The organism is Maridesulfovibrio ferrireducens (assembly GCF_016342405.1).
In the GTDB taxonomy this organism is placed as follows: Bacteria; Desulfobacterota; Desulfovibrionia; order Desulfovibrionales; family Desulfovibrionaceae; genus Maridesulfovibrio; species Maridesulfovibrio ferrireducens_A.
On the sequence record NZ_JAEINN010000006.1, the window covers coordinates 158,570 to 182,214 of the forward strand.

General features: G+C 43.5%; 19 protein-coding genes and 2 tRNA genes. 13 read left to right on the forward strand and 8 right to left on the reverse strand.

What is annotated here, in order from left to right; all coding sequences use genetic code 11:
• Positions 1–6: 6 nt before the first annotated feature.
• A complete protein-coding gene (gene chrA, locus JEY82_RS08575; RefSeq protein ID WP_369681156.1) occupies positions 7–1,182 on the reverse strand; it encodes a chromate efflux transporter in 1,176 nt (391 codons plus the stop codon).
• A gap of 185 nt (positions 1,183–1,367) precedes the next feature.
• On the opposite strand from chrA, the gene JEY82_RS08580 reads away from it, so the two are divergent.
• Genes JEY82_RS08580 through JEY82_RS08590 form a run of 3 tightly spaced genes read left to right on the forward strand, consistent with a single transcriptional unit; the run spans position 1,368 to position 4,065 of the window.
• Positions 1,368–2,534 carry a cyclic nucleotide-binding domain-containing protein gene (locus JEY82_RS08580; RefSeq protein WP_304084935.1) on the forward strand — a complete coding sequence of 389 codons (1,167 nt, stop codon included), beginning with the start codon at positions 1,368–1,370 and terminating at the stop codon, positions 2,532–2,534.
• The gene (locus JEY82_RS08585) at positions 2,531–3,307 is read left to right on the forward strand and encodes a motility protein A (protein ID WP_304084938.1); all 777 of its coding nucleotides are present in this window, start codon (positions 2,531–2,533) and stop codon (positions 3,305–3,307) included. Before JEY82_RS08580 ends, JEY82_RS08585 begins: the two co-directional genes overlap by 4 nt.
• A gap of 17 nt (positions 3,308–3,324) precedes the next feature.
• Entirely contained in the window at positions 3,325–4,065 is a 741-nt protein-coding gene (locus JEY82_RS08590) for an OmpA family protein (RefSeq protein WP_304084941.1), read from the forward strand.
• A gap of 152 nt (positions 4,066–4,217) precedes the next feature.
• Here the strand turns inward: JEY82_RS08590 and JEY82_RS08595 are convergent, their stop codons facing one another.
• The 3 genes from JEY82_RS08595 to JEY82_RS08605 all read right to left on the reverse strand — a co-directional run bounded on the left by JEY82_RS08595 (position 4,218) and on the right by JEY82_RS08605 (position 6,438).
• Positions 4,218–5,204 (reverse strand): glycosyltransferase family 2 protein, encoded by a 987-nt coding sequence (locus tag JEY82_RS08595; RefSeq protein ID WP_304084944.1) that lies wholly within the window; start codon positions 5,202–5,204, stop codon positions 4,218–4,220.
• A complete protein-coding gene (locus JEY82_RS08600; RefSeq protein WP_304084947.1) occupies positions 5,204–6,070 on the reverse strand; it encodes a ChbG/HpnK family deacetylase in 867 nt (288 codons plus the stop codon). The genes JEY82_RS08595 and JEY82_RS08600 overlap by 1 nt, the downstream gene beginning before the upstream one ends.
• A gap of 152 nt (positions 6,071–6,222) precedes the next feature.
• Positions 6,223–6,438, reverse strand: coding sequence for a flagellar biosynthesis anti-sigma factor FlgM (locus JEY82_RS08605; protein WP_304084949.1), 216 nt, complete (start codon positions 6,436–6,438; stop codon positions 6,223–6,225).
• 359 nt (positions 6,439–6,797) lie between these two features.
• Between JEY82_RS08605 and JEY82_RS08610 the strand changes: the two genes are divergently transcribed.
• Genes JEY82_RS08610 through JEY82_RS08620 form a run of 3 tightly spaced genes read left to right on the forward strand, consistent with a single transcriptional unit; the run spans position 6,798 to position 10,471 of the window.
• Complete coding sequence (locus tag JEY82_RS08610; RefSeq protein ID WP_304084952.1) at positions 6,798–7,943, forward strand: glycosyltransferase; 1,146 nt, start codon at positions 6,798–6,800, stop codon at positions 7,941–7,943.
• Between the two features lie 51 nt (positions 7,944–7,994).
• On the forward strand, positions 7,995–9,842 hold the full coding sequence (gene asnB, locus JEY82_RS08615; protein ID WP_304084955.1) for an asparagine synthase (glutamine-hydrolyzing): 1,848 nt from the start codon (positions 7,995–7,997) through the stop codon (positions 9,840–9,842).
• Positions 9,839–10,471, forward strand: coding sequence for a LysE family translocator (locus JEY82_RS08620; protein WP_304084958.1), 633 nt, complete (start codon positions 9,839–9,841; stop codon positions 10,469–10,471). Before asnB ends, JEY82_RS08620 begins: the two co-directional genes overlap by 4 nt.
• A gap of 75 nt (positions 10,472–10,546) precedes the next feature.
• Here the strand turns inward: JEY82_RS08620 and JEY82_RS08625 are convergent, their stop codons facing one another.
• Positions 10,547–13,432, reverse strand: coding sequence for an insulinase family protein (locus tag JEY82_RS08625; protein ID WP_304084961.1), 2,886 nt, complete (start codon positions 13,430–13,432; stop codon positions 10,547–10,549).
• Positions 13,433–13,682: 250 nt separating this feature from the next.
• Here JEY82_RS08625 and JEY82_RS08630 point away from each other — a divergent pair, with 250 nt between their 5' ends.
• The 3 genes from JEY82_RS08630 to JEY82_RS08640 all read left to right on the forward strand — a co-directional run bounded on the left by JEY82_RS08630 (position 13,683) and on the right by JEY82_RS08640 (position 15,810).
• Positions 13,683–14,315, forward strand: coding sequence for a peroxiredoxin (locus JEY82_RS08630; protein ID WP_092157871.1), 633 nt, complete (start codon positions 13,683–13,685; stop codon positions 14,313–14,315).
• A 158-nt stretch (positions 14,316–14,473) separates the two neighbouring features.
• Positions 14,474–15,277, forward strand: coding sequence for a class I SAM-dependent methyltransferase (locus JEY82_RS08635; RefSeq protein ID WP_304084968.1), 804 nt, complete (start codon positions 14,474–14,476; stop codon positions 15,275–15,277).
• A 101-nt stretch (positions 15,278–15,378) separates the two neighbouring features.
• Positions 15,379–15,810, forward strand: a complete 432-nt coding sequence (locus JEY82_RS08640; RefSeq protein ID WP_304084971.1) for a glycine zipper domain-containing protein — start codon at positions 15,379–15,381, stop codon at positions 15,808–15,810.
• 94 nt (positions 15,811–15,904) lie between these two features.
• Here JEY82_RS08640 and JEY82_RS08645 read toward each other — a convergent pair whose 3' ends face one another.
• Positions 15,905–17,281, reverse strand: a complete 1,377-nt coding sequence (locus JEY82_RS08645) for a glycerate kinase (protein ID WP_304084974.1) — start codon at positions 17,279–17,281, stop codon at positions 15,905–15,907.
• A gap of 376 nt (positions 17,282–17,657) precedes the next feature.
• Between JEY82_RS08645 and JEY82_RS08650 the strand changes: the two genes are divergently transcribed.
• Positions 17,658–19,499 carry a methyl-accepting chemotaxis protein gene (locus JEY82_RS08650; RefSeq protein WP_304084977.1) on the forward strand — a complete coding sequence of 614 codons (1,842 nt, stop codon included), beginning with the start codon at positions 17,658–17,660 and terminating at the stop codon, positions 19,497–19,499.
• Positions 19,500–19,599: 100 nt separating this feature from the next.
• Here JEY82_RS08650 and JEY82_RS08655 read toward each other — a convergent pair.
• Together JEY82_RS08655 and JEY82_RS08660 are read right to left on the reverse strand one after the other, a co-directional pair.
• A tRNA-Lys gene (locus tag JEY82_RS08655) sits at positions 19,600–19,675 on the reverse strand.
• A 136-nt stretch (positions 19,676–19,811) separates the two neighbouring features.
• Positions 19,812–19,887, reverse strand: a tRNA-Lys gene (locus JEY82_RS08660).
• A gap of 417 nt (positions 19,888–20,304) precedes the next feature.
• Here JEY82_RS08660 and JEY82_RS08665 point away from each other — a divergent pair.
• From JEY82_RS08665 to mutM, 3 genes are read left to right on the forward strand one after another with little or no spacing between them, the layout of a single operon-like run.
• Complete coding sequence (locus JEY82_RS08665) at positions 20,305–21,570, forward strand: phenylacetate--CoA ligase family protein (RefSeq protein WP_092157857.1); 1,266 nt, start codon at positions 20,305–20,307, stop codon at positions 21,568–21,570.
• Positions 21,571–21,583: 13 nt separating this feature from the next.
• The gene (locus JEY82_RS08670; RefSeq protein WP_304084982.1) at positions 21,584–22,762 is read left to right on the forward strand and encodes a ChaN family lipoprotein; all 1,179 of its coding nucleotides are present in this window, start codon (positions 21,584–21,586) and stop codon (positions 22,760–22,762) included.
• Between the two features lie 38 nt (positions 22,763–22,800).
• The gene (gene mutM, locus JEY82_RS08675) at positions 22,801–23,625 is read left to right on the forward strand and encodes a bifunctional DNA-formamidopyrimidine glycosylase/DNA-(apurinic or apyrimidinic site) lyase (RefSeq protein WP_304084985.1); all 825 of its coding nucleotides are present in this window, start codon (positions 22,801–22,803) and stop codon (positions 23,623–23,625) included.
• The last annotated feature ends 20 nt before the right edge of the window (positions 23,626–23,645 follow it).

A 23,645-nucleotide genomic window follows, 5' to 3' on the forward strand; every position in this document is an offset into this window, starting at 1 on the left:
TTTAATTTATAAGATCGTTCCGAAAAGAAGTGACAAGAGTGCACAGCAAGGCACGACGAGAATGATGTTTGTTCCACGTCTTAATAATACAAAAGCGGTAACGAGTATAACTATATCTCCGGCTTGAGGTTTTACAGTCAGGAGAAATTGTCCCGCCATAGCCGCCATAAGCCCGACCAGTGAGATTAAACTGCCGTATAAAGCTCTTTGCAGGAGAGCTGAAGAACGTAATCTGTCATAAAACGGTGCAACCAGATTGATCATGATGAATGATGGCGCAAAAACAGAAATTGTGGCGACAGCTGCTCCGAGAACTCCGTCGAGCATATAGCCGATAAAGGCTGAGGTCATAACTACAGGCCCGGGAGTAATCTGGCCTAGTGCAATGCCGTCCATAAATACGGATTGAGTCATCCAGTGATAGTTGTTTACAACCTCATGGAGCATTATCGGAAGGGATACGTACCCGCCCCCGAAAGCAAAAAGGTCGACTTTGGCCATAGTAAAAGCAAGCGGGAAGAATTTATTCTCTGTGAGAAAGAGAACAGCTAAAAAGAGAAGAAAGCCGGCAGTTAAAAACAGCGGGCCTTTTAAACCGGACTTGATTTGCGAATGTTTTTTTGAAGGTTGCCCAGTGATATCAGTAAAAAAAAGGGCTGACAGGGTGCACATAATGACCAGAATTGTGATGGGGTTACCCCTGAAAGCGAGCCAGCATCCGACCGTAAGGGCCATAACTTTTGCAGAATTTCTGCTCAGATAACGTATTGAAAAATTAATGGCAGCGTGAGCAATAAGGGCTGTAACAACGGCTTTCAACCCGGCGAACATTGATTCGACGGCAGGGATGTGATCAAGAGATATGTACGCTGCGGACAGGGCGCAAATCATAACGAAAGCAGGAAGCCCGAATCCCAGATATGCGACGAAAGAGCCTGAAATCCCACGCGTGTTCAGGCCTGCCCATGCTGTAACTTGCATTGCGGTCGCTCCGGGCACCAGTTGAGCCAGAGCAGTTCCGGCTGAAAAGTCTTCTTCTGATACCCATTTTTTGTTGTCCACAACTTCTTTTCGGATGTAAGGGATCATGGCAGGTCCGCCGAAAGCGGTCAGTCCAAGTTTAAGAAAAGTGATGAAGATTGAGGTAAACGATGCTTTAGAAATAGGATTGTCTCTCTTTATAGAACGGAAATTGTTATCATATTGTTCTTTATACCAAACTGCGATATATATAGCTAGAAACCATGAATCTTATTGTGGCAGAATAGACTTGTTTGTCAAATAAAGTTGATGAATATTTACTGAATAGACGTGGTTAAAATCTTTTATTTAGCTCCCGTGCCGGAGCGTTACTTTGGGAGTTATCCATGGGGGCCAGCAGTCCGAATATTAAGTCCTTTTTCAAAGGTCAGGAAATTTTTAAGGAAGGACAGGAAAGCTCCGTTGCCTATATGATCAAAAAGGGCGCGGTAAATATTTACAAGGTCCTTAACAACGAAAAGATAATTCTTGCGAGATTGGGCGAAGGTGAAATTTTTGGGGAAATGGGGATAATTGCAAAAGGATCCCGCACCGCAAATGCCGAAGCCGCTGAATATTGCGATCTCGTTATTCTTACCGATCAGATAATTCTGAAACTTCTCGATCAGTGCCCTAAAACAGTCCAGTACATGATTCGTTTGTTCGTAAAACGTCTCGCGCGTACAGGTGATATGATTTCAGCCAAGGGCCATCGGAGTAATTTTACAAGTATTTGTAGAATTATGAACCTTTCCTACCAGAATCATTTAAATATGCCTCGCGATCAAGCCAAGAAAGAACGCAACCATGATATGGGGCTTGAGTATAATAAGCTTTGTAAAACAATTCGTGGCATCATTCTGGTTTCTCAAGGTGAAATAGATACTGTAATTAACAAGCTTAAAAGCCTCAGAATTGTTGAAATCAGTGATATTCGGACAGGAAGAGCTTTTCCTGACAGATTTATTCAGATTGTCGATCCTCTGAATTTTCCTGAAATTACCAATAATCTTTTCAAAGAATTGCAAAAAACGGCGTATACGTCCACCTCAGAACTGCAAATAGTTGATATATATGAAATAGCTGAGATGCTTAATAGTGATCCAAAGGTTCTTTATAAGAAGATCGCGAATGAAGATTTTCCAGAAACCATGTTCCTGTTTGACCGTTGCAAGGTAAGTGAATGGGCCTCCCAAAAAGAACCCGGGTATTTCAGTAAGGTCAAGAAAAAGAAAAAGAGCCTTGAAGATCTGGAAGATATTGAAGATATTGTCTTTGTGGACAACAGCACTCTTAAAGAAGTTTTCAATCGCTTGGGGTACCATAAATTAGGGGTACTCATGAGTATTGCAGAAGATGATGCCCGCAAGAAAATTTTATTGAATCTCGCTAGAAAAATAGCCAGGATTGTTCAGGATGAAGTTCGGGGATCGGTGGATGAGGCTGAAGCAGAAGACACCGTTACTGAGCTTTTTGAACTGGTGAGGGAAATAAAAGGGGGCAGTAAGTCGTGAATATTGCAACCATAATAGGTATCCTTTTCGGTATGGCCATTCTGGCTGTGGCTACTTACACCTCTACGGATTCTGTCGGAGTCTTTATCAATATTCCGGGTATTGCGATTGTAGGCGGCGGAACCATTGCCGCTACTTTTATCTGCTATCCTCTGCGCGAAGTTATGCGTGTTTTAAAGGTGTTCATGATGGCTATGGGAGCTGATGAACTGCCACTTGAAAACTATATTAATGTTATTGTGAATCTTTCCAAGCAGGTCGCAGCTAAAGGTGAAGAGAATCTGGAAGGAAGTCTTAAAAACATTGAAAATGAGTTCCTGCGGGAAGGGTTGCAGATGCTTGTGGATGGTTATTCTAAAGAGGAGATCAAAGAGATCCTTGATAACCGCATTCAGCAGTATCATGAACAGGAACACGGCGCTGCCGGTATTTATAGAACAATGGCGATTCTTTCCCCGGCATTCGGGATTATCGGAACTCTTATCGGTCTTATCGCTATGATGCAGGGAATGGGCACGAATATAGGTTCCATCGGTCCTGCAATGGCTACAGCTCTTACCACGACTCTTTATGGTGCTTTATTCGCAAATATGCTTTTCATGCCTATCGCGATTAAGGTTGAAAACCGGATTGATGAAATTACACTTCTTATGCGCGTAATCCGTGACGGTATCCTTTTTATTAAAGATAAGACTCCGTCAGCAATTGTTATGGATAAGCTTAAGGGGTATCTGCCTCCGCGTAAATGGGCGACAGTCAAGGCTTCCAAGTAAAGGCGGCGGTAAGATTAATGTCTGACGATTTTATATTGAATAGAAAAAATAAGAAGAAAGAAGATCTCGGCTGGGCTTTGACGCTGGCTGATATGATGATGCTTTTGCTATGCTTTTTTGTAATGCTCATTGCCATCGCTGACATTGATGAAAGTAAATATGAGAATGTTTCAGACTCTCTTGCAACAGCGATGGGCGTGAAGGTTCCGCCCAAGGGAATAGTTGAAGTTAAGACGGAAGAAGGCGCTCCTGTTGTCAGGCGAACAATAAGCAATGAGCAAAGAAATCTATTTCAAATGCAGCTTGAAATGGCCCGGCTTGTAGGTAGAGAGGCCGATGCTCTAAAAATTAAACTCAGGGCGGATTCTGTAGCAATAGTTCTTAAAGGTGATGTCTTTTTCGGGTTGGGCAAGGCTGATCTAACAGGTCGCGCTAAAAGTGTGCTGGCACGAATAGCTCCGGCCCTTGCTAAATCTCCGTATGATGTGGTTGTGGAAGGTCATTCAGATAATATTCCGATGTTTTCCAAGCAGTTCCCCTCTAACTGGGAACTCTCTTCCGCCAGAGCAAGTGCTGTAGCCAGATATTTGCTTGCAAACGGTTTTAATAAGAACAGAATCAAAGTTTTAGGAATGGCTGATACTAGTCCGATGTGGCCTAACATCGACGTGAAAGGGAAACCCATTCCTGACAATCAAAAGCGTAACCGGCGGGTTGTTCTCTTGATTTATCCTCCAAAGGTAGGGGCTGCAAAATAGCCTTAAATGATATTTCAAAGAAGAAAGGCTGAGTTTTCCCAAATAGGAAAGCTCAGCCTTTTGTTTTTAATAGTAATTCCCCCCCAGAAGGGGACTCCAAAGGGGACGCCCCTTTGGCCGCCGGAGGCCTAACATGGCAGAACGTTGTTAACCTAATTTTTAGGTTTTTCTGCAATTCCCTGCGAGATAGTTTCGCGGATCTGGTAAGTTTTAGTGCCCATTACCGCTTCATATGTATTTGCCAAGGATTCAAGAATGAACCCTGTGGACATGAAACCGAGTGAGCTGAGATATAGGAGAATTGCGCCCATGAATGGAGGGCGTGTTCCCATGTGTTCGCCGAAAAAGACTTTTCCGTACAACAGCCAGACCATGATGAGTGATGCGACCATGAACATAAGCAAACTTATGCGTCCGAAAAGGTAAATAGGCCTTTGTTTGAAAGAGGATTGGAACCATAACATTACGATGTCGAAGAGAACATCTATTGAGCGTCCGATGCCGTAATGGCTTTTTCCGGCAAAACGGGGAGGTGCTGAAATTGGTACTTCGGATACAGACCCACCCATTGAGTAAACGAGGGCGGGAATAAGTCTGTGCTGTCCCTCACGCAGGGTCATGGAGCGTGCAAGCTTACCTTTAAGGCAGGAAAGACCGCCCATGTCCTGAACCTGACAGCCGCTGGTGGTCCGCATGAGATAGTTGGCAATTTTGCTGGGCAGTTTACGTTTGATCATGGACTCACCGCGATTGGTGCGGCAACCGGAAACAAGGTCGTATCCTTTGCGTATCTCGTGGATAAGAGAAGGGATTTCTTCAGGTTTATGCTGAAGATCACCGTCCATTATTACAACGTATTGACCTCTGCTTTCCTGAATACCGGCGTAGATTGCGGTACATTGTCCTCTGTTACGGGCAAGCATGATTCCTTTGAGATTGGGATCATTTAAGGACAATTCACGAATGATATCTTCGGTGCAGTCGGTGGACCCGTCGTTGATCAGTAAAATTTCATATGTAGTATTCATGCCTTTCAGGGCTGCGGATATTCTGCTGTGGAATTCTCTTACGCAGCCTTCTTCATTGTGCATGGGGGTTACAATACTGATTTCAATTTCTTGTTTTACATTATCCTGCATTATTTAAGTACTCCGGTTCGGGGATCAAGTTGACCGTAATTTACGGGCGTTGCTCCGATTTTTTCAAATATTTTGAGCCATCCCTTTTGAGATAGCGAGTTAAATTCTTCTTTCCATTGAGCTTCTACGCGCATGGGGCCGAAGTCAGAAGGTAGAGGCCCGTCTCCGGCTTCGGGGTTACCCGGATGGCATACAATTTCAACAACATTTGGTTTATATGTATCAATATACTTTTCAAAAAGTATCGGGTCCAATTTATCCTTCTGGTCAGCAATACCCCAGACACCGTAAGCTGTGCGCGGAGTTTCAAAGGATTGGCTTCCGAGAAGGCAAGTTTGCAGAAAGCGTGTTCTCAGCATTCCCTTATCTAAGCGGCTGATAGGTGTTTTTTCTAATGGATTGCGAATCCAGCCCACATTGTATTTCCGGGCGAGTTTTCCGGCAAGTCCGAACAGGCCGGGCCATGCGTGGATATGTTTTTCACTGTCAAAGTGGGTAAGCCGCACATTATGATCCAGAAGGTATTCGATTTGAGCCGACCATTCAGCTTCAACTTCTGCAAGTTTAATTTGGCCGGTCAGGTATCGTAGGAGAAGAGATGTGTAGCTGCCGAACATAAGGCCGTCGTCATCAACAAGAGACGGTATATGATCGGGGTTGGAAATGGGTTTACCGCGTAATAAATTTAGATGCGCACCCAGTCCAAGCGAAGGATGGGTATCTTGAAGTAGTACGGATTCAGAAAGATCCGGCCCGTTGGCAAGCAGAGTTGAAGACGTCACGACTCCAGCTCGGGCTAACTGATCCACTGCTCTGCGTACTGCGGGATGCAATCCCAGATCGTCCACATTGATTACAACAAACATTATACCTCCGGTTTCAGAAGGCGGTAGTCTAAATCTATGTGAGACGAAGGTAAAGCTTTGCGTAACAAAAGGGGCGATTAGTTGTTATAAAAGTTATATGCTTCTTTCAAAGGAGCAATAATAATCAGTTGGTGTAAATGTCGGTAAGAAAATTAAAAGCAGTCAGCTCTGAGGTTACATCTTACAAGGTGAACAGCAATCTCGCCTATTGTCGGCTTGTAGGTTCCTGCTCGAATCTTTTCTTTGAGTTTTTGGACCATTCTTTTGCGTTCAAGCAGATCTTCTTGGGATATAGCTGAGTCGTCTTTTTTAGCCGTAAGTTCGTATGAAATAGGTATGTTTTTTTTGTTTTTTCCATCGAAAGGCATGTCCACTCCGTAGGGCTTCATAATTATTAATAGGTCTAAATAACTGCTTTTTACATGTCCATTTTATTAAATTTTAGGATGTTGTTATAGTACTCTTAACGCTTGGTACTCACTCTATCGGACGATCCATAGAGTTATTTACCCACAAAATAGAATTATCTTAATAAATATATTAAACAATATATCTACTTGAAAATATTTATCTTTTTAGTAAGTAGTTATAAAGAGGACAGGGGGTGAGCGAAGTTGCCGTGAAACTTGATTTAATCTAATGTGGCGTCCGCAAAACAGATTTTGAAAGATAATAATTGTTATAAGGCGGTATACTGCCCCTTGTAGTCAGAGTGGAGCTTCGAGTAATGAAAATAGCGTACGTTATAGGTGGACTTCCTTTCGGAGGAGTTGAAAACTGGCTTCTTGATTTGACCCTTAGATTGAAAAACAGGGCAGATGTTGAAGCTGTTGTGATCAACGTTTCCGGAACAGGGATTAAGGCTCCTGAATATAAGGAGAAGGGAATCAGGGTCATTGATGTCTGCGATTCCAAAAAAGGGTTGAAAACATTTAAAGTAAGCACGGCCTTCAAGCTTAGAAAAATTTTAAAAGTTGAAAACCCGGATGTTATTCATACTCTTCATTTTTCAGGGGACTACTTTGGCAGACTGGCCGCTATCGGGTTAGGTGTTCCGGTTATTACGCACATTAGAAATATTCATCGTCAAAAGAAATCGTTTCGCCGTTTTGCAAATAAATTTCTTTGCCGCTTTACTGATGCGTTTTTATCGGTTTCAGGTCAGGTGGAAAAAGAGTGTGTAAGCCTTGATCACAATGTTTGCGGCAAGCCTTCATTAGTTTTTTATAATTCTGCTGATCCTGAAAAATTACAGGTTGATGGTATTGATTTAAAAAAAGAGTATGGCGCAAAAGATATAATAATTTCAGGTGTGGGACGATTTGTTCCTCAGAAAAATTTTGATTTGCTAATAAAAGCTTTTGCAATTGTAGCTAAAGAAAGCCCTGACACCTCTTTGGTTCTACTCGGTGACGGCCCGGAAAAAGATAAACTTGAAAGAATGGTAGAATCTTTGAGCCTCAAGGATTCAGTTATTTTCCCCGGATACCGCAGTGATGTGCCGAGGTTTATGCGTTCAACTGACATTTTGGTCATGCCGTCTGATTATGAGGGATTGCCGATTACCCATATTGAAGCTCTTTTTTGCGGTGTTCCGGCGGTGATATCAAGATTTGTCCCTTCAATTGAGATAGCGTCCGAAGCGTCACTAGTGTGTCGCAGAGAACCTGATCATATTGCAGAGTTGATACTGTCCCTGATTAACGACAAAGATCTTTATGATAAGCTTTCGGCCAAAGCTGTAGAGATATCGCCTGCTTATTCAATGACATGTTATCTGGAAAGGTTGCTTAAATTTTATAAGGCTCTCATCAAAAACGGGAAGAATGATCATGCTGATTTCAGCGAATTTGATCAGGCTCCTTCCAAATAATAGCCGTGTTCGGTGTAGAAAAATTGTAATATGTGAGACTGGTGAATAGTAATGTGCGGAATTCTCGGAGCAATTAACTCGTCGGTTAAATTTGATCTTTCATCTCTCCATCATCGAGGCCCGGACGGGCAGGGTGTATGGGAAGATGGTGATTGTTGCCGTCTAGGACATACCCGGCTTTCAATTATTGATCTTGATCAGCGAGCTTCTCAGCCAATGGTCAGTCGCAGCTCCCGTTTTGTGATTGTGTTTAATGGTGAAATCTACAATTACAAGGAAATTAAGAAAGAATTTCTTCCGGATTTTGATTTTCGCACAACCTCGGATACCGAAGTGCTTCTGGAACTATGGGAGCTTATGGGGCCTGATTGTATAAGGCATTTTAGAGGTATGTTTGCCTTTGCAATTTGGGACAGACGAGAAAAAGAGCTATTTTTAGTTCGTGACAGGCTGGGTAAAAAGCCGCTTGTGTTCAGTTGCGGTAACGGCTCTTTAAGTTTTGCTTCCGAGCTGGATGCGCTGGTTGGTTTACTACCTCAAAAGCCTGAGATTGATCCTCGGGCTATGGATTTATTTCTGGCTTACCAGTTCATACCGCACCCTTTTACTATTTATAAAAATTGTGAAAAGTTGCCGCCTGCCCATTTTGCTAAATATAAAGACGGTCAACTGACAATTCAGCGATATTGGTCCATAAAATTTGATCCTGATTACAGCATCACTGAAGATGAAGCTTTTGAAAGTTTAGAAGAGCAGGTTCGCGAGTCTGTGAAGCTCCGAATGCGTTCTGACGTTGAAGTTGGAGTACTGCTCAGCGGCGGTGTGGACTCAAGCTTAGTTGCGGCTGTGGCGGCAAAAGAATCTGGTAAGCGTCTTAAGACTTTTTCCGTTGGATTCGATTACGGTAAGAGCGAACTTGAGCATGCCGCAAAGGCCGCGCAGGCCTGTAATTCAATTCACAAACCGGCTTCGCTTGATGAAAAAACAGCCGGATCGTTATTTGCCGATATGGTAAACGCTTACGGTGAACCATACGGTGATAATTCAGCTCTGCCGAGTCTCTTTGTATGCGCTCATGCCGCTTCTGAAGTTAAGGTTGCGCTTAACGGTGACGGCGGTGACGAACTGATGGGTGGCTATGGCAAATACAGCCCTAAAGCTATGCGACAACTTATGACTCCGTTCGCTTCATTCGGATATAAGGTCGGGTGCGATTTAGATACGACTGCAAACAGGCTTTTTAATTCTCCCGGCATTCTTAAGTTTGCGGATAGATTGGGTTCAAGCTTGTCTCCGTATATCAAAGTGGTAAGATTCAACCATTTCTTTTCTTCGCAGTATCGCAAGGCTCTTTACAGACCGGAAGTTTTTAAAGAGGTGCTTGATATAAGGTCTGAGTACGAGAAAAAACTCATTTCGGAACTTCCGCTGACAGGTCCGTTGATGTGTAGGTTGCAGAGTATTGATTACCGCCATTATTTTGTGGGCGATTTGATGGCTAAAATGGATATTGCCGGGATGCGCAATTCTCTTGAAACCCGCTCTCCTTTAATGGACCACAAGCTATTTGAATTTGCTGCAACTTTGCCTCCTGAATTCAAGATAAAAAATGGCGAAACAAAGTATCTGCTCAAGAAACTGGCGGCTAAATACCTTCCGCGTGAAATTATTTATCGACCTAAAACAGGTTTTTCAGTCCCTGTAAGTAATTGGGCGGAGACTGTTTTCAAGCAGAAAGTCTCTGCGGCAACAGCTAACCCCAATCACCCTTTGTGGAATTACTTGAACAGAGATTTCGTAAAGAAAATGGCGGAAGGATCACCTGAGCAGATTAGAAAAAATGGGCACAGAATTTGGCTGTTGTCGGTTCTTTGCGCTTGGACTGAGGTAAAAAGATGAATCCCGATGCAATTGGATATATGGTCGCAGGGGCCGCGCTTGGGCTTGGTGCGGGATTAACTCCCGGCCCCTTGCTTACCCTCGTTTTGACCCAGACATTCTCTCACGGTCCTAAAGAGGGGGCAAAAGTAGCTTTTACACCGCTTCTTACTGATGGCCCTATTTTGTGCATGTCTTTGTTGGCTATGTCGTGGATAAAAACGCACCCTTCGGTGATGGGCATCATTTCCATAGCCGGAGCAATTGTTGTGGCTCTTTTCGGCTATGACTGTTTTAAGACTCGTGCCATTATTCTACCTGAAATGAATATTAAACCCGGTTCATTCAAGAAAGGGCTTCTTACTAATTACATGAATCCTCATGTTTATATTTTCTGGGCAACGGTAGGCGCTCCGTCAACTCTTTTAGCCTCAGATTCCGGAATGCTCGCTCCGGTTTTATTTTTATCAGGGTTCTTTGTATGTCTTATCGGGGCAAAAATTACGGTGGCATATCTTGCAGGACGTTTCAGAGAGTTGTTGTCCAGTCGTACTTACTTAATTATTATGCGGGTGCTTGGTTTGGCACTTTTCGCTTTTGCATTGTTCCTGTTGCGGGACGGATTAAGATTTTTGAATTTAATAAATTAGAAATTGTAGCAACAAAAAACGGTAGCAACCCTTATACAATAAAGGCTGCTACCGTTTTTTATATTTCTTAATTTACTATAGGATATCGACCAATTTTAGATCAAGGCCTGACTCTTCCATAGCTTTTCTGCTGCCGAGAACCACAACATCACCATGATCAGCAACCGATTGTGCTGCTTCTGCAAATAGACGGAAGTCGTTTTCACTGGAAGCTAGAACCTGTTCTCTCAATTCCTGTCTGAAGGCAGCGTCTTCTCCGCTCAAGTGACGAACCATTGAGGTGTAACCTTTGGCGTCGGGCAGCATGTAGCTGTCAATATCACCGATTCCGCCGAGGATCGTTTTTTCAAGCTCATCGTTGTTTATTTCAATTTTTCTAAGATAGTCGGCAACTCCGTCGTAAGTGTCGAGAGTTCGTTTTAAATTAGGGTCACGGTAGGAAACAAAGCTGAGACTTCCGGCTGTGCGGTCAAACATGGAGAAGGAGCCGTAAGCTCCGCCCTGCACGCGGACTTTATCCCATAGATATCCTGTACGTAAGTATCTGCTGACGACCTGAGCGGAACCTGAATATTGGTATCCGTAGTCATAAACATTAGCTCCCTTGGCAACGTAGTTGACCTGAGCAGGGATGCACAGCCCTTCCATTTTTTCAAATGAGAGAGGGTTGCGTTTCGTTGTGGAATTGCTTCCAGCCGGAAGGGCGGAAGAGAGGTCGCCGAGAGCGGAACTGATTGTGTTGTATGTTTTTCCATCGAGCGTAACGTTTGAAAGCAGGTTTGCCTGATTAAGTATGGTTGCGCGAATTTCTTCAAGGTCAGCAACGACTGAGGCGAAATCATTTTCCACACGTTCGGCAAGTTTTCTTAAGAATTGCAGATTGGAAACACCGTTCATCAGTTCGTTGATGAATCCTGCTTCGCTGAATCTGGCTTTCATACGGAGAGCTGCGATCATATGACCGGACGGAATAAGCTGCTGTTCCATGCGGGCTTTTGATTCAAGGACGATCTGACGAACCCGGTCGCGGTTATCAAGGTTAGCTTCGAGCAGGAGTTCGCTGATGATTTCAATCAGGTCGCCGGTTCTGTCTGCGGTTGCTTTACTGCGCAGAACAAAGCGGGAAAATGTATCGGTTGTGCCGTGTTTGGTCGCAACAATGGAAGATGGTGAAATTCCCCCTGTTTTGGCAGCCATGCGTCTGTTCATGGTTACAAAGTCAGTGGATTTGGTTCCTGTTTGCAGTAAAATGCGTCCGAAAACAGAGAGATAAGGAAGTAATCTGTCTGGCAGTCCTGAGAAATTAAAAGCTAAATCCAGATAAAGAATGCCGTTGGTGTCGAGATCGTGGAAAAGCAGTTCACCTTTTTTCTCGCAAACGATTTCAATACCTTCAAGAGGAAGATCCGCAACTTTAAGACGTGGAATGGTGTCCAGAGCTTCGGGAGAATCAGGGGCTTCCTGTTCTTTTTGTAATTCATCGGCTTTTTTTACGATGGCTTTGAATTCAGCGTCGCTCATGGCACTGCGGGCTTTTTCAAGCTTAACTTCTTCACGCTTTTCTCTTTCCGCTCCAACCTTTGTGTCGGGGGTCAGCAGGACAGTGGAGCGGTAATTGTTGTCGATAAACAACTTTTGGATGAGCGGTTCAAATACTTTTTCGCCGTCGGCTAATCTTTTCTTAAGATCAGCAATAGGTTTTTCATAACGGATGTGCTCCAGCGGATCTCCGTCATAAAGCCATGAAGTCATGGCTGTGGTCATTACCGACAGTCCGCGAGGGTAGGAACCTGTATTATTTTCGCGTAGATCAAATTCAATAGTATTTATAGCGGCTTCGAGATCTTCGGCATTAATTCCATTTGCAGCGAGACCTTTGAAGGTGGAAAAGATCAGCTCTTCAACTTTTGGTGCGTCTTCAGTTTCAATGCCTTTCAACCCTGTTGAAAAGTAGAGTTGACGAAGTTCATTTTCAAGTCCGACTCCGGCAATATCTTCTCCTAATTCGGAATCAGTGAGTGCTTTCCGTAAAGGTGAAGAAGGAAGACCGATAAGAACCAGTTCAAGAACTTCGAGCTCAAGGTCAATCCGGGCGTTCCGTTCATGTCCGAGTCCGAAGTTTACAACAAACATTGCTTTTTGATTGCCGTCATCAGACGCATCATATTTATCTTCAATAACAACTGGAGTCGTAAAAGGAGCCTGAATTCCGATTTCAGATTCTGGATCAATTTTATCAAACTGATTGAAGTATTCATCGAGCATTTTCAAACGATGTTCGGGATCGTCATCGCCATAGAAAAAGGCATACGAGTTGGAAGGGTGATAATATTTCTTATGGAAGTTCATGAAATCTTCAAAAGTTAAATCCGGGATAACTTCAGGGTTACCGCCGGAATCAAGTCCGTAGGTGGTGTCGGGGAACAATGAATGCTGAGCGTGTTCATAGAGCAGGCTGTCAGGGGAGGAATAAGCTCCTTTCATTTCATTGAATACAACACCCTTATAACTGAGTTTGCCGTCTTCCTCGGGAACGTAATGCCAGCCTTCTTGCATCAAAGTGTTCGGGGTAAGATTGGGGAAGAAAACAGCATCAAGGTAAACACCGACCAGATTGCGGAAATCCTGTTCGTTCGGGCTTGCAACAGGGTATACGGTTTTGTCCGGATAGGTCATTGCGTTGAGGAATGTTTGCAGAGAGCTTTTGAGCAGCTCTACGAAAGGTTCCTTAACAGGGTATTTGCGTGATCCACACAGAACAGAGTGTTCAAGAATATGAGGAAGACCAGTGCTGTCTGCCGGAGGCGTGCGGAAGCTTATTCCGAATGTTTTGTTTTCGTCCGCATTGATGACAGAAAGAACTCTGCCGCCTGTTTTTTCATGTTCATATATAACTGCATCACCGTTCAGCTCGGGAAGAGTTTCGCGTGATATTTCTTTGAATCCATAAACTTTGGTCATTTAGTATGCTCCATGTTTTTTGATTGAATGAAATTACATAAAAAAAATATTGAAAGCAATAGCTCAAGTAACCTTATTAACTATTATTAAATAGGTTTAATCAGGTATTTATAGCGTTAATGCGAAAGATTATGATTATCGTTGACTGTTGAGGAACTATTTTATAATCTTCTTTGCAAGCAATGAAAGAAATATGTTAATAAACAAATTTGATATTGGTTTAAAACTTAAAACCAAACGGAGATAAAACATGAGTTGTGAAAACGAGTATTCAGGTGATTTTATTCCGGAAGCAATAATCGGTGAAAGAGTTGAAACTTTTGTAATGGAAGCTTTCGATCCTTGTGATTGCGGTTTCTGCGAAGTGGATTTTGAAGAAATTCAGAAAGCAGGTAAGTGGACGGTTCTTTTCTTCTACCCTGCGGATTTTACATTTGTATGCCCCACAGAGCTGGCCGATCTAGCTTCCAAGCATGCAGATCTTGAAAAATTGGGATGCGAAGTTATTTCTGTTTCTACAGACACAAAGTTTGTACACCTCGCATGGAAGACTGACGAAAGATTGCTGCAAGATGTTAAGTTCAAAATGGCAGCAGACCCTACCGGTGAAGTGGCTGATTTCTTCGGTGTCTATGATCCTGCAACAGGTATGGCTCTGCGCGGAACATTCATCATCAATCCTGACGGTATTCTGGTTTCATCTGAAGTCAATTTTTACAATGTCGGGCGTAATGCTGATGAGCTCTTACGTAAGGTTGAAGCAAACGTGTATCTAAAAGATCATCCTGCAGAAGCCTGCCCTGCGAAGTGGACTCCCGGAGCAAAGACACTGACTCCTTCCGAGAAGTTGGTGGGTAAAGTTTACGAACAGCTGAATGATTAAGAATTAAGATTCTCCTTAAAAGCGTTACTTAATTATAGCCAGATTTAAGCGGGTTCCGGTTACCGATAAGGTTTGACCGGAATCCGCTCTCTGTTTATATGTATAATGCTGGCTCATCTTTAAACGCACCTGTTTTTTAACTTTGAAGGTAATTGCTTATGATTTGGGACGGATCTGATGCTGAAAAATTTGATAAGTGGTTCAGAACTCCTGAAGGGCGTTTTGCTCTCGAACAGGAAGTGAACCTTATGGATCACTTAATCTCAGGTTGGCCCCGTCGCAAAAGAAAATTACTTGAAGTCGGCTGTGGAACAGGAATATTTTTAGAGCATCTTTATCGAAGCGGTTTCGATGTTACCGGAGTTGATAAGTCTTCTGTCATGCTTGATGCTGCAATTGAAAGGCTCGGGAAAAGGGCATCGCTTTATCAGTGTAACGGTGAAATTCTTCCTTTTGATGATAATGAGTTTGATTTTACGGTGCTCTGGACCGTTCTTGAATTCTGTTCCGACCCTGAAGCCGTGATAGCTGAGGCTGCAAGAGTTTCTGCGGGTGGTATTCTGGTTGGTTTTCTTAACCGTCATTCAATATATTTTTTTACTCACGGAAGAATGTGGCCTTGGGCTTCTGCAAACACATTAAGGAAGGCTCACTGGTTTTCTCCTTCTGAAATGCGGGGAGCATTGTACGGAGGAACAGGGTATAAACCTTCCATGACTCGTTCTGTTTTGCCCGGCCCCATGTGGAGCTGGAAAAGCAAAGTCCCTTGGAAATATCTGAACGGTTTTATTTATCCTCCTTATGTCGGTGCATTCACTGCGTGCAGGGTTGATTTTTGTAACAGGATACCTCTTAATCCTCTTCATGCTTGGAAATCAGCTCCTACCGGTATCTCTTCCGCAAAAAGAAAGTCTTTGAAGCCGGAATGCTATAGAGGTTCAAAATGTTCTCTTGATAAGTGATTTTCTGAAGATGTAGTTTGCGATCTTTTTTTCTTGAGCGTGACCTTATACGAGCTTTTTGATATTAATATTGAGAATTACTTAATCAGGAGTGTATTAAAATGAAAAAAATGATTCCACTTGCGATAATCTGTCTTCTTTTACTTGGTTCAGGCTGTGCAAACAAAGCTCAGTCCGGGGCTGGGATTGGCGCGCTTGCCGGAGCAACAATCGGAGCTTTGACCTTTAAAAATAAGGCTTCAGGAGCGGCTATCGGAGCAGGCGTGGGCCTTCTTATGGGGTATATTGTCGGTAATGAGTGGGATAAATATGACGAGCAAAAAGTAACTCATTCTTTAGAGAACACTAAATCCGGTGAAACTGTTTCATGGAAGAATCCTGATACCGGAAAATCTTATACCGCAGAACCTTCACCAGCTTATGTTAATCAGGATAAAATATGCCGTGATGTGACCATCACCGAAGATGGCGGGGAAAAGGTTATGGCGAAAGCCTGCCGTGGTGATGATGGAGTTTGGAGACTTAAGCAGTAACTTTTTTGATTACAGTAACCAATATAAAAGACCTCACTTCGATAAATTAAACTTATCGGGGTGAGGTCTTTTTTTTAGCGATTCGTTCAGAAAACTATTTAACGATAAGCATCTGCACATCGCAGACGTTAGTGTTTGTCGGTCCTGTTTTGTGGAGCGCTCCTACTTTTTTAAGGAAATGGTAAGCATCGTTGTTTTTTAGATAGTCGGCGATGGAAAGTCCCATTTCGCGGGATTTTTCCAGAACGGCAGCATCAGCAAATCCTCCTGCCGCATCGGTCGGCCCATCGTTACCGTCGGTTGAGGCCGCAAGGAAGTGTATATCCTTACCTTCAAGTTTATCCTGTCCGAGTCTCATTAGAAACGTCAGAGCCATTTCCTGATTTCTGCCGCCTTTGCCGTTTCCTTTGATGGTCACAACTGTTTCGCCGCCTGCGATAATACAGGCCGGTTTTTTCTCAAGCAGGTCCCATTGTCTTTCATCCTGCGCAATAGCCCAGAACATGTCGGCTGCATTGGCGGCTTCACCTTCAAGGCGTGAGGTCAGAATCTGAACATTGTAGCCTAGCTCTATTGCCTTATCCCGCGCTCCCAGTAGGGCAATGCGGTTGGTTCCGATGAGGATGTTATCGGCTTGTACCTTATTGAATTCTTCTTTTTTTAAAGTCTCAACAAGTTTTCCAAGATTGCCCAGTTCAAGAGCTTTGAGCGTGTGGGGCGGTATTTTGTTTCTGATTTCATAATGATCAATAATAGATATGGCGTCACAATATGTGGAGCTGTCAAAGCTGGTCATACCCGAGGCAATAGTGTCGAGATTGTCGCCGACGACATCGGAAAGAATGAAATTCAGAGATCGTGCGGGACGTAGACAGCGCAGCAGTCGGCCGCCTTTAAGGTTAGAAAGATGTTTGCGGATGCAGTTGATCTCGCTGATGTCTGCACCGCAGGCCAGCAGGGCTTTGGTCACAGCCTGCTTGTCTTCAAGAGTTATTGAGATTTTTTTACCGTCTATTTCTGCGTTCATAGGACTGGTCAGCAGGGCGGAACCTCCCCCTGAAATAAGATTTATGACCAGTGTTTTATCTGTTGCGGAGCAGGCCAGAGTCTCGATCATGTGAGCTGCTTTGACTCCGTTCTCATCAGGAACTGGATGGGCGGCTTCAATTGTTTTGATGTATTGTAGTTTTTCGGTGTGTCCGTATTTAACTGAAATAATACCGGATTCAATGCGGTCACCTAAAATTTCTTCGATAGCAAGGGCCATTTTTGCTGTGGCCTTACCTGCACCTATAACAATAATGCGCTCGAAATCTTTCAGATTGACCGATATATCACCTTCATCCATGGCAACTGTTAAAATCTCATTTGAAAGGTTTAACCGGTTGGTAATGATTTTATAGGGATCAACGCGATCAAGTGCTTCGGAGAAGATCTGTGCGAGATGGTCCTGTTCTTTAGTCATCAGCATTATTCTGCTCCTTAAGTATTGCTTCTTGTTTGCTGATTCTAGCAGTATTGTCGTGAATATTTTTAGTCAAGGTTATGTGGATTGTTTTCGTTTGAAAAAACTAAAAGATAATGGTTGCTGCATATTTTGTTTTATTTAAAGTAGAGATGTGTTATAATTTAAAGGAGTGTGAGTGCTCAACCCCTCAAGGGTGGGTTGTTTTAATTTAAATAATATATTTTGAGCGCGAAGTTCACTGCAATTATTGGTTTTAAGGAGTTTATTATGAGCTGGAAGGATTTGAATCTTTTTTATAAATTTTCTGTGGGATTTGGTTCAGTAATAACCTTATTAGTTTTGCTTGGTGTCTTGGTCAGTCTTTGGAATTGGAGACATCGTGCATAACGCTGAAGATGTTATTGCGGGGAATAAGCTTCGAGGTGATTTTGTTCAGAAGATTGTAGATCACCTGAATTGGGCCAATCAGGTTAACAGTCTTTTGACTGATAAAAATGTAAATACGCTGGACGTGCAGAGTGATCCTCATAAATGCGGGTTCGGAAAATGGTATTATAGTGATGCCCGGAAAAAAGCGGAAGCTCTTGTTCCGGCGATTAAACCTTTTTTAGCAAAAATCGAAGACCCTCATAATAAACTTCATAAATCTGCTATTGACATTAAGGAGAAGTATCAGCCTGTAGACCCTGAACTGGGAAGTTTTTTAAGAGAAAAAAAGTTGGACCATCTCAAATGGATGAACACGATTATTAAAGAACTTATGAATCCACAAGTCAGGTTCATTGATGTTCAGGCTGATCCTCATAAGTGCGGGCTTGGTAAGTGGCTTTACTCCACTGAAAATCAGGCAAAAGCAAAGAACGATTCAGAGTATGGTGTACTGGTTAATTTTATCATGGGCCCGCATAGCAGGCTTCATGATTCCGTAATAACGCTTAATAACTTATTGAAAAATAATGATCGTGCCGGAGCTCAGAATTATTTTACAACTGAAGTTGAAAAAGCTGCTGCTGAGACTCTCTCAAAAGTCGACGGTTTGATTTCCTGGCATGATGCTAAATTGAAAGCTCTTGATGAAGCCGCCAGTATTTATGCGACGCAAACCGTTCCGGCCCTTAAATCAGTACAAAGTCTTTTGACAGAAATTCGAGCTACTGTTGCGGACAATATTATGACAGATGAGCAGATGCTCAGTCAGGCAGAAAGTACGAAGCGTATGATCGTGATTGTTGTAATTGTTGCTGCTGTTGCAGGAATTTTTATGGCTTGGCTTATTTCCAGCGGAATACTTGTTCCTTTGCGAAAAGGACTCGACTTCGTCAGTCTGGTCAGCACAGGAGATCTTTCTGCCGATGTTGATCTAGAGCGTAACGATGAACTTGGTAAGCTTGCTGATGGAATGCGGAATATGGTGAACGAGCTTAGAGGGGTTGTATCCAGTGTAAACAGTGCAACTGAAAATGTTGCCAGCGGAAGTGAAGAGTTGTCAGCTTCGGCAGAAAGCCTCTCGCAGGGAGCTACGGAGCAAGCAGCTTCGATTGAAGAGGTTTCTTCCTCCATGGAGGAAATGGGGGCCAACATTAAACAGAATGCTGATAATGCAAAGCAGACTGAAGGTGTTGCAGAGAAGGCACAGGAGCAGGCTGAACAGAGTGGGCAGGCCGTAGGTGAAGCTGTTACCGCCATGAAGAGCATTGCAGAAAAAATTATGATAATTGAAGAGATCGCAAGGCAGACTAATCTGCTTGCTCTTAATGCTGCAATCGAAGCCGCCCGGGCCGGAGAGCACGGTAAGGGTTTTGCGGTTGTTGCGGCAGAGGTTAGAAAATTGGCCGAACGAAGCGGAATCGCCGCATCCGAGATCAGTGAATTGTCTTCTTCATCTGTGGTTGTTGCAGAACGGGCCGGAGGAATGCTGCAAGAGCTTGTTCCGAGTATCCGCAAGACAGCAGAGCTTGTACAGCAAATAGCCGCAGCCAGTGACGAACAGAATACGAGTGTAACGCAGATAAATCAGGCTATCCAGCAATTGGATAAGATTATCCAGCAGAACGCTTCAGCTTCCGAGGAAATGGCTTCAACTTCTGAGGAACTTTCAGCGCAAGGACAGATGTTGCAGCAGAGTATGTCTTTTTTCAAGCTTGAGAGGATAAGAGCAAAAAGGCTTCCATCAGGTTCAGGCGGCTACGATAATGATGAAGACGGATTTGATAGATTTTAATTAAGTAATCCCGCTCCGGAAAGATTCCGGGGCGGGATTTATTGTGTGACAGGACAAAATAAAACCCCCTCAATGCTGAGGGGGTGTATATTAAAGTTCTTGGTGGGCCGTGCTGGGTTCGAACCAGCGACTCTCTGATTAAAAGTCAGATACTCTACCAACTGAGTTAACGGCCCATCCGTGTGAACGAAGTAGGGGTTTATCGATACTAACGGTTTGTGTCAAGTAAGAAAGTGAAAATTTATGAATTTTTGTAATTTTATTTAAAAAATAAAACCCCCTCAATGGTGAGGGGGTGTATATTAAAGTTCATGGTGGGCCGTGCTGGGTTCGAACCAGCGACTCTCTGATTAAAAGTCAGATACTCTACCAACTGAGTTAACGGCCCTTCCTTGTGAACGAAGTAGTGTCTATCTACACCGTCCGTTGCTGTCAAGCAAAAAGGATAAAAAAGGTGTAAATTTTTTTAAAATAGGAAAAAATATGCTTTGAACGAAAAGCTGTAGATATATGCCGGAAGCGGTTCTCGGTATAAGAAATGTTAAGAATATTGTTATTTGAATGCAGTAATTTTGAGAATTGCTAAGAGTTGACGAGGTAAATTAATCAAATCGTAAAAGCTCTAATGTCTGTCTGTTTTTAAAAATGGCTAAGAGTATAAAAGAGTAAATAATGCTATAAGCATTTGAAATGTATCACTATTTGTATAAAGGTGTTGACAAATACGTAAAATCTTTATATGTTGTCTATGCTGAGTGAAGAGTACGCTCTTTTCTCAGCAATAAACTTTGGAGGAAACCTATTAATGACTCGTAAAGACCGCACCGAAGGCATATACAGCCGTCGTGAAGTGCTGGATGAGGGCGAAAGGCGTCAATATTGCGCTTTGCAGCTTAAAGAGCTTCTGACCTATGCCTACCGCTATTCTGAAGACGTTAAAAAGCGTTTCGATAGAGCTCAGTTTCAGGTTGAAAAGTTTAAAGACCTTTCTGACCTTAAACTCATTCCTATACTAAAAAAGAAAGAACTTATATTTTTACAGTCCATGGGGCCACGTCTTGGCGGATTGTTGACTAAAGATCTCGGTGAGCTTCGCCGCATCTTTCTTTCCCCCGGTCCTATTTTCGATCCTGAAGACCGCAGTGAAGATTACTGGGGATGGACTGAAGGCTTTTATGCAGCCGGTTTCCGCTCAGGTGACGTAGCTCAGATTACTTTGAACTATCATTTGGCTCCTGCCGGACTGATGTTTGAAGAGCCTTTGCGTAATTTGAACTGTGCGGTTGTTCCTGCCGGACCAGGCAGTACCAACAGTCAGCTCGAAATCATGCAGAAGCTTAGAGTCACCGGATATGTAGGAACTCCTAGTTACCTTATGCATCTTGCTCAGAAGGCTGAAGAAGCCGGACTCAATCTGCGTAAAGATCTTTACCTTGAAGTTGCGTTTGTTACAGGCGAAAAATTCTCTGAAAAGGTTCGTACCTCTCTTGAGAAAAAATTCGACCTTATTATGCGTCAGGGTTATGGAACTGCTGATGTCGGTTGTATCGGTTACGAATGTTACCATAAGAACGGTCTGCACATCACCAACCGTGCGTTTGTTGAAATTTGTCATCCTGACACAGGTATTCCTCTTAAGGACGGCGAAGTCGGTGAAATCGTTATTACCGCTTTCAACAAGACTTATCCTTTGATCAGACTTGCTACCGGTGATCTCAGTTATATTGACCGCTCACCTTGTCCTTGTGGTCGTTCCACTCCAAGGCTTGGAAATATTGTCGGTCGTGTGGACACTACTGCCCGTATTAAGGGTATGTTTGTCTATCCGCATCAGGTTGAGCAGGTTATGGCTCATTTTGATGAAGTTAAGCGTTGGCAGATTGAAGTTACCAACCCCGGCGGTATTGATGAAATGATCCTCAATATTGAGGTTTCCAACTTTAAACGTGAAGATGAGCTTCTGCACATGTTCCGTGAAAAAATTAAACTGCGTCCTATCCTCAAGGTGCTGACTCCAGGCTCATTGCCTCCTCAGGTCAAACCTATTGAAGATAAGCGTATCTGGGATTAATTCGGAAGTTTGAATGTTCCGATATAATATTAATATCCGCGCAAGGGGTCTTCGGACTCTTTGCGCGCTTTTTTTTATCTTTGCCATTTCAGGATGTACCAAGCCGATACACCCCGATATGGCTGTATCTTTTTTGCCTTGCTCCGGTGAATATATAAATTCAGCGGGAGAGAAGCTCTCGTTTGCTGAAGTTGTGCAGAATGCCAGTCGTGCTGACTATGTGCTGATCGGCGAGGGTCACACAAACAGGTGCGATCACGAAGCTCAATTTAATTTGATTCAAGGGCTTACACGTAATCACCGCAAAGTTTCTATTGGTTTTGAAATGATCAGCTCCGAAAAGCAGGATGTTCTTAATCGTTTTAATCTTGGACAACTCAGTGTGGATGAGTTGCCGGAAAAGCTGGATTGGAAAAACGAGTGGAGATATGACTTTAACTTTTTCCGTTCTGTGTTTGAGCTTGCTAAAAAACGAGAACTGACTGTAGCCGCTTTGAATTTTCCCTTTAGACTTACAAAAGAAGTTCGTGAAAAGGGGCTTGAAGGATTGTCCGTCCCGGACCGGGCATTGCTGCCGCAAAAAGTTATTCCGGCGCCTGCGCAACAGGAAGAAAGTTTAAAAGAAGTTCTCTCTATGCACGCTAACCGGGACTCATCTGACCCCGCGCAGGTTGAAAGATTTTTACTGGTTCAGTCTTTATGGGATACCGCTATGGCGGAGCGGGCGATTAACCTGCGTCGAAGCTCGAAAAATTCAGTTGTAGTGCTTGCGGGTGCGGGGCATGTTGAACATGGCTGGGGGATCGCTCACAGGCTTAAAGAGCTGGACCCTGAAGCAAAGGTTTTTATGTTCATGCCGTGGCGTGGCGAAGAATTTTATCCCACTGCCGCAGATTCTTTTTTTTATTGCCCTCCCTCTTATGAAAGCAGACTGGGGATGACCGTGGAAATGCGTCAGGGAAAAGCCGTGATTGTTGCTGTTAAGCGTGATCAGAAAGCGTTTAAGTATGGCATTCGGCCCGGAGACGTGTTGCTGAAGGCGCAAGGAATTCCTGTGCGTTCACTTTTCGCTATGCATATGGCCGGGGCAAAAGCGCACAAAGAGAATAAGCCTCTTGTTTTTAAGTTGGACAGAAGAGGTATGACTTTTAGTATCGATTTAGGGTTGCTTGTCAGATCTAAAGAAAAGTAACCCGTTCATCTATAAATTATCATAAATCCGAGTACATAATGCCAGAATTACCAGAAGTAGAAGTTATCTCACGCGGTCTTGCCAAAGCACTTGTAGGTAAAACCATTGAATCCGTTAAAATATTAAATCATGGCACTGTAAAAATGCCGTGGCATGTTTTCGCCTCAAGGGTCGCAGGTTGTTCCGTTAGCCGTGTCCACAGACGGGGAAAGCTGCTTATCATGGATTTGGGAGAGGATCTGCATGTAACCTTTCATCTTAAAATGACAGGCAGAGTGCTGGCACATGAAAGTGCTATTTCACCTGACAAACATTCCCGCGTTGTTTTCGGGTTGACAGATGGCGGTTCAATCGAATTTCACGATACCCGCAAATTCGGGGAAGTTCGCGCACTGAGCACGTCAGAACTTGAAGAGTGGTCCTTTTATCGCAAGCTCGGGCCGGAACCTCTTGAAACTTCCGCCGCCGATCTTGCTGATATTCTGGTCGGAAGAAAGGCTCAGATGAAAGGGCTTTTATTGAATCAGTCCGTTGTTGCAGGAATAGGCAATATCTATGCTGACGAGTCCCTTTTCCGTTCAGGAATTCATCCCAAAGCCAAGGCTTCTGATCTCTCAAAAGAAACACTTGAAAATTTATTCGTAGAAGTTCAAAAGGTGCTGAAGCAAGCTATCAGCGAAAACGGCAGTTCTATCCGTGATTACGTTGATGCCGGTGGAGACGCCGGTGGATTTCAGAACAGTTTCAAAGTTTACGGCAAAAAAGGTGAAGCTTGTCCTAATTGCGGAGAAACATTTGAAAGCGGAACTGTCGCCGGGCGTGGATCAACTTTTTGCAGTAATTGCCAGAAAATGAGTGATTAATGTATGCCTCCGGCGGCATA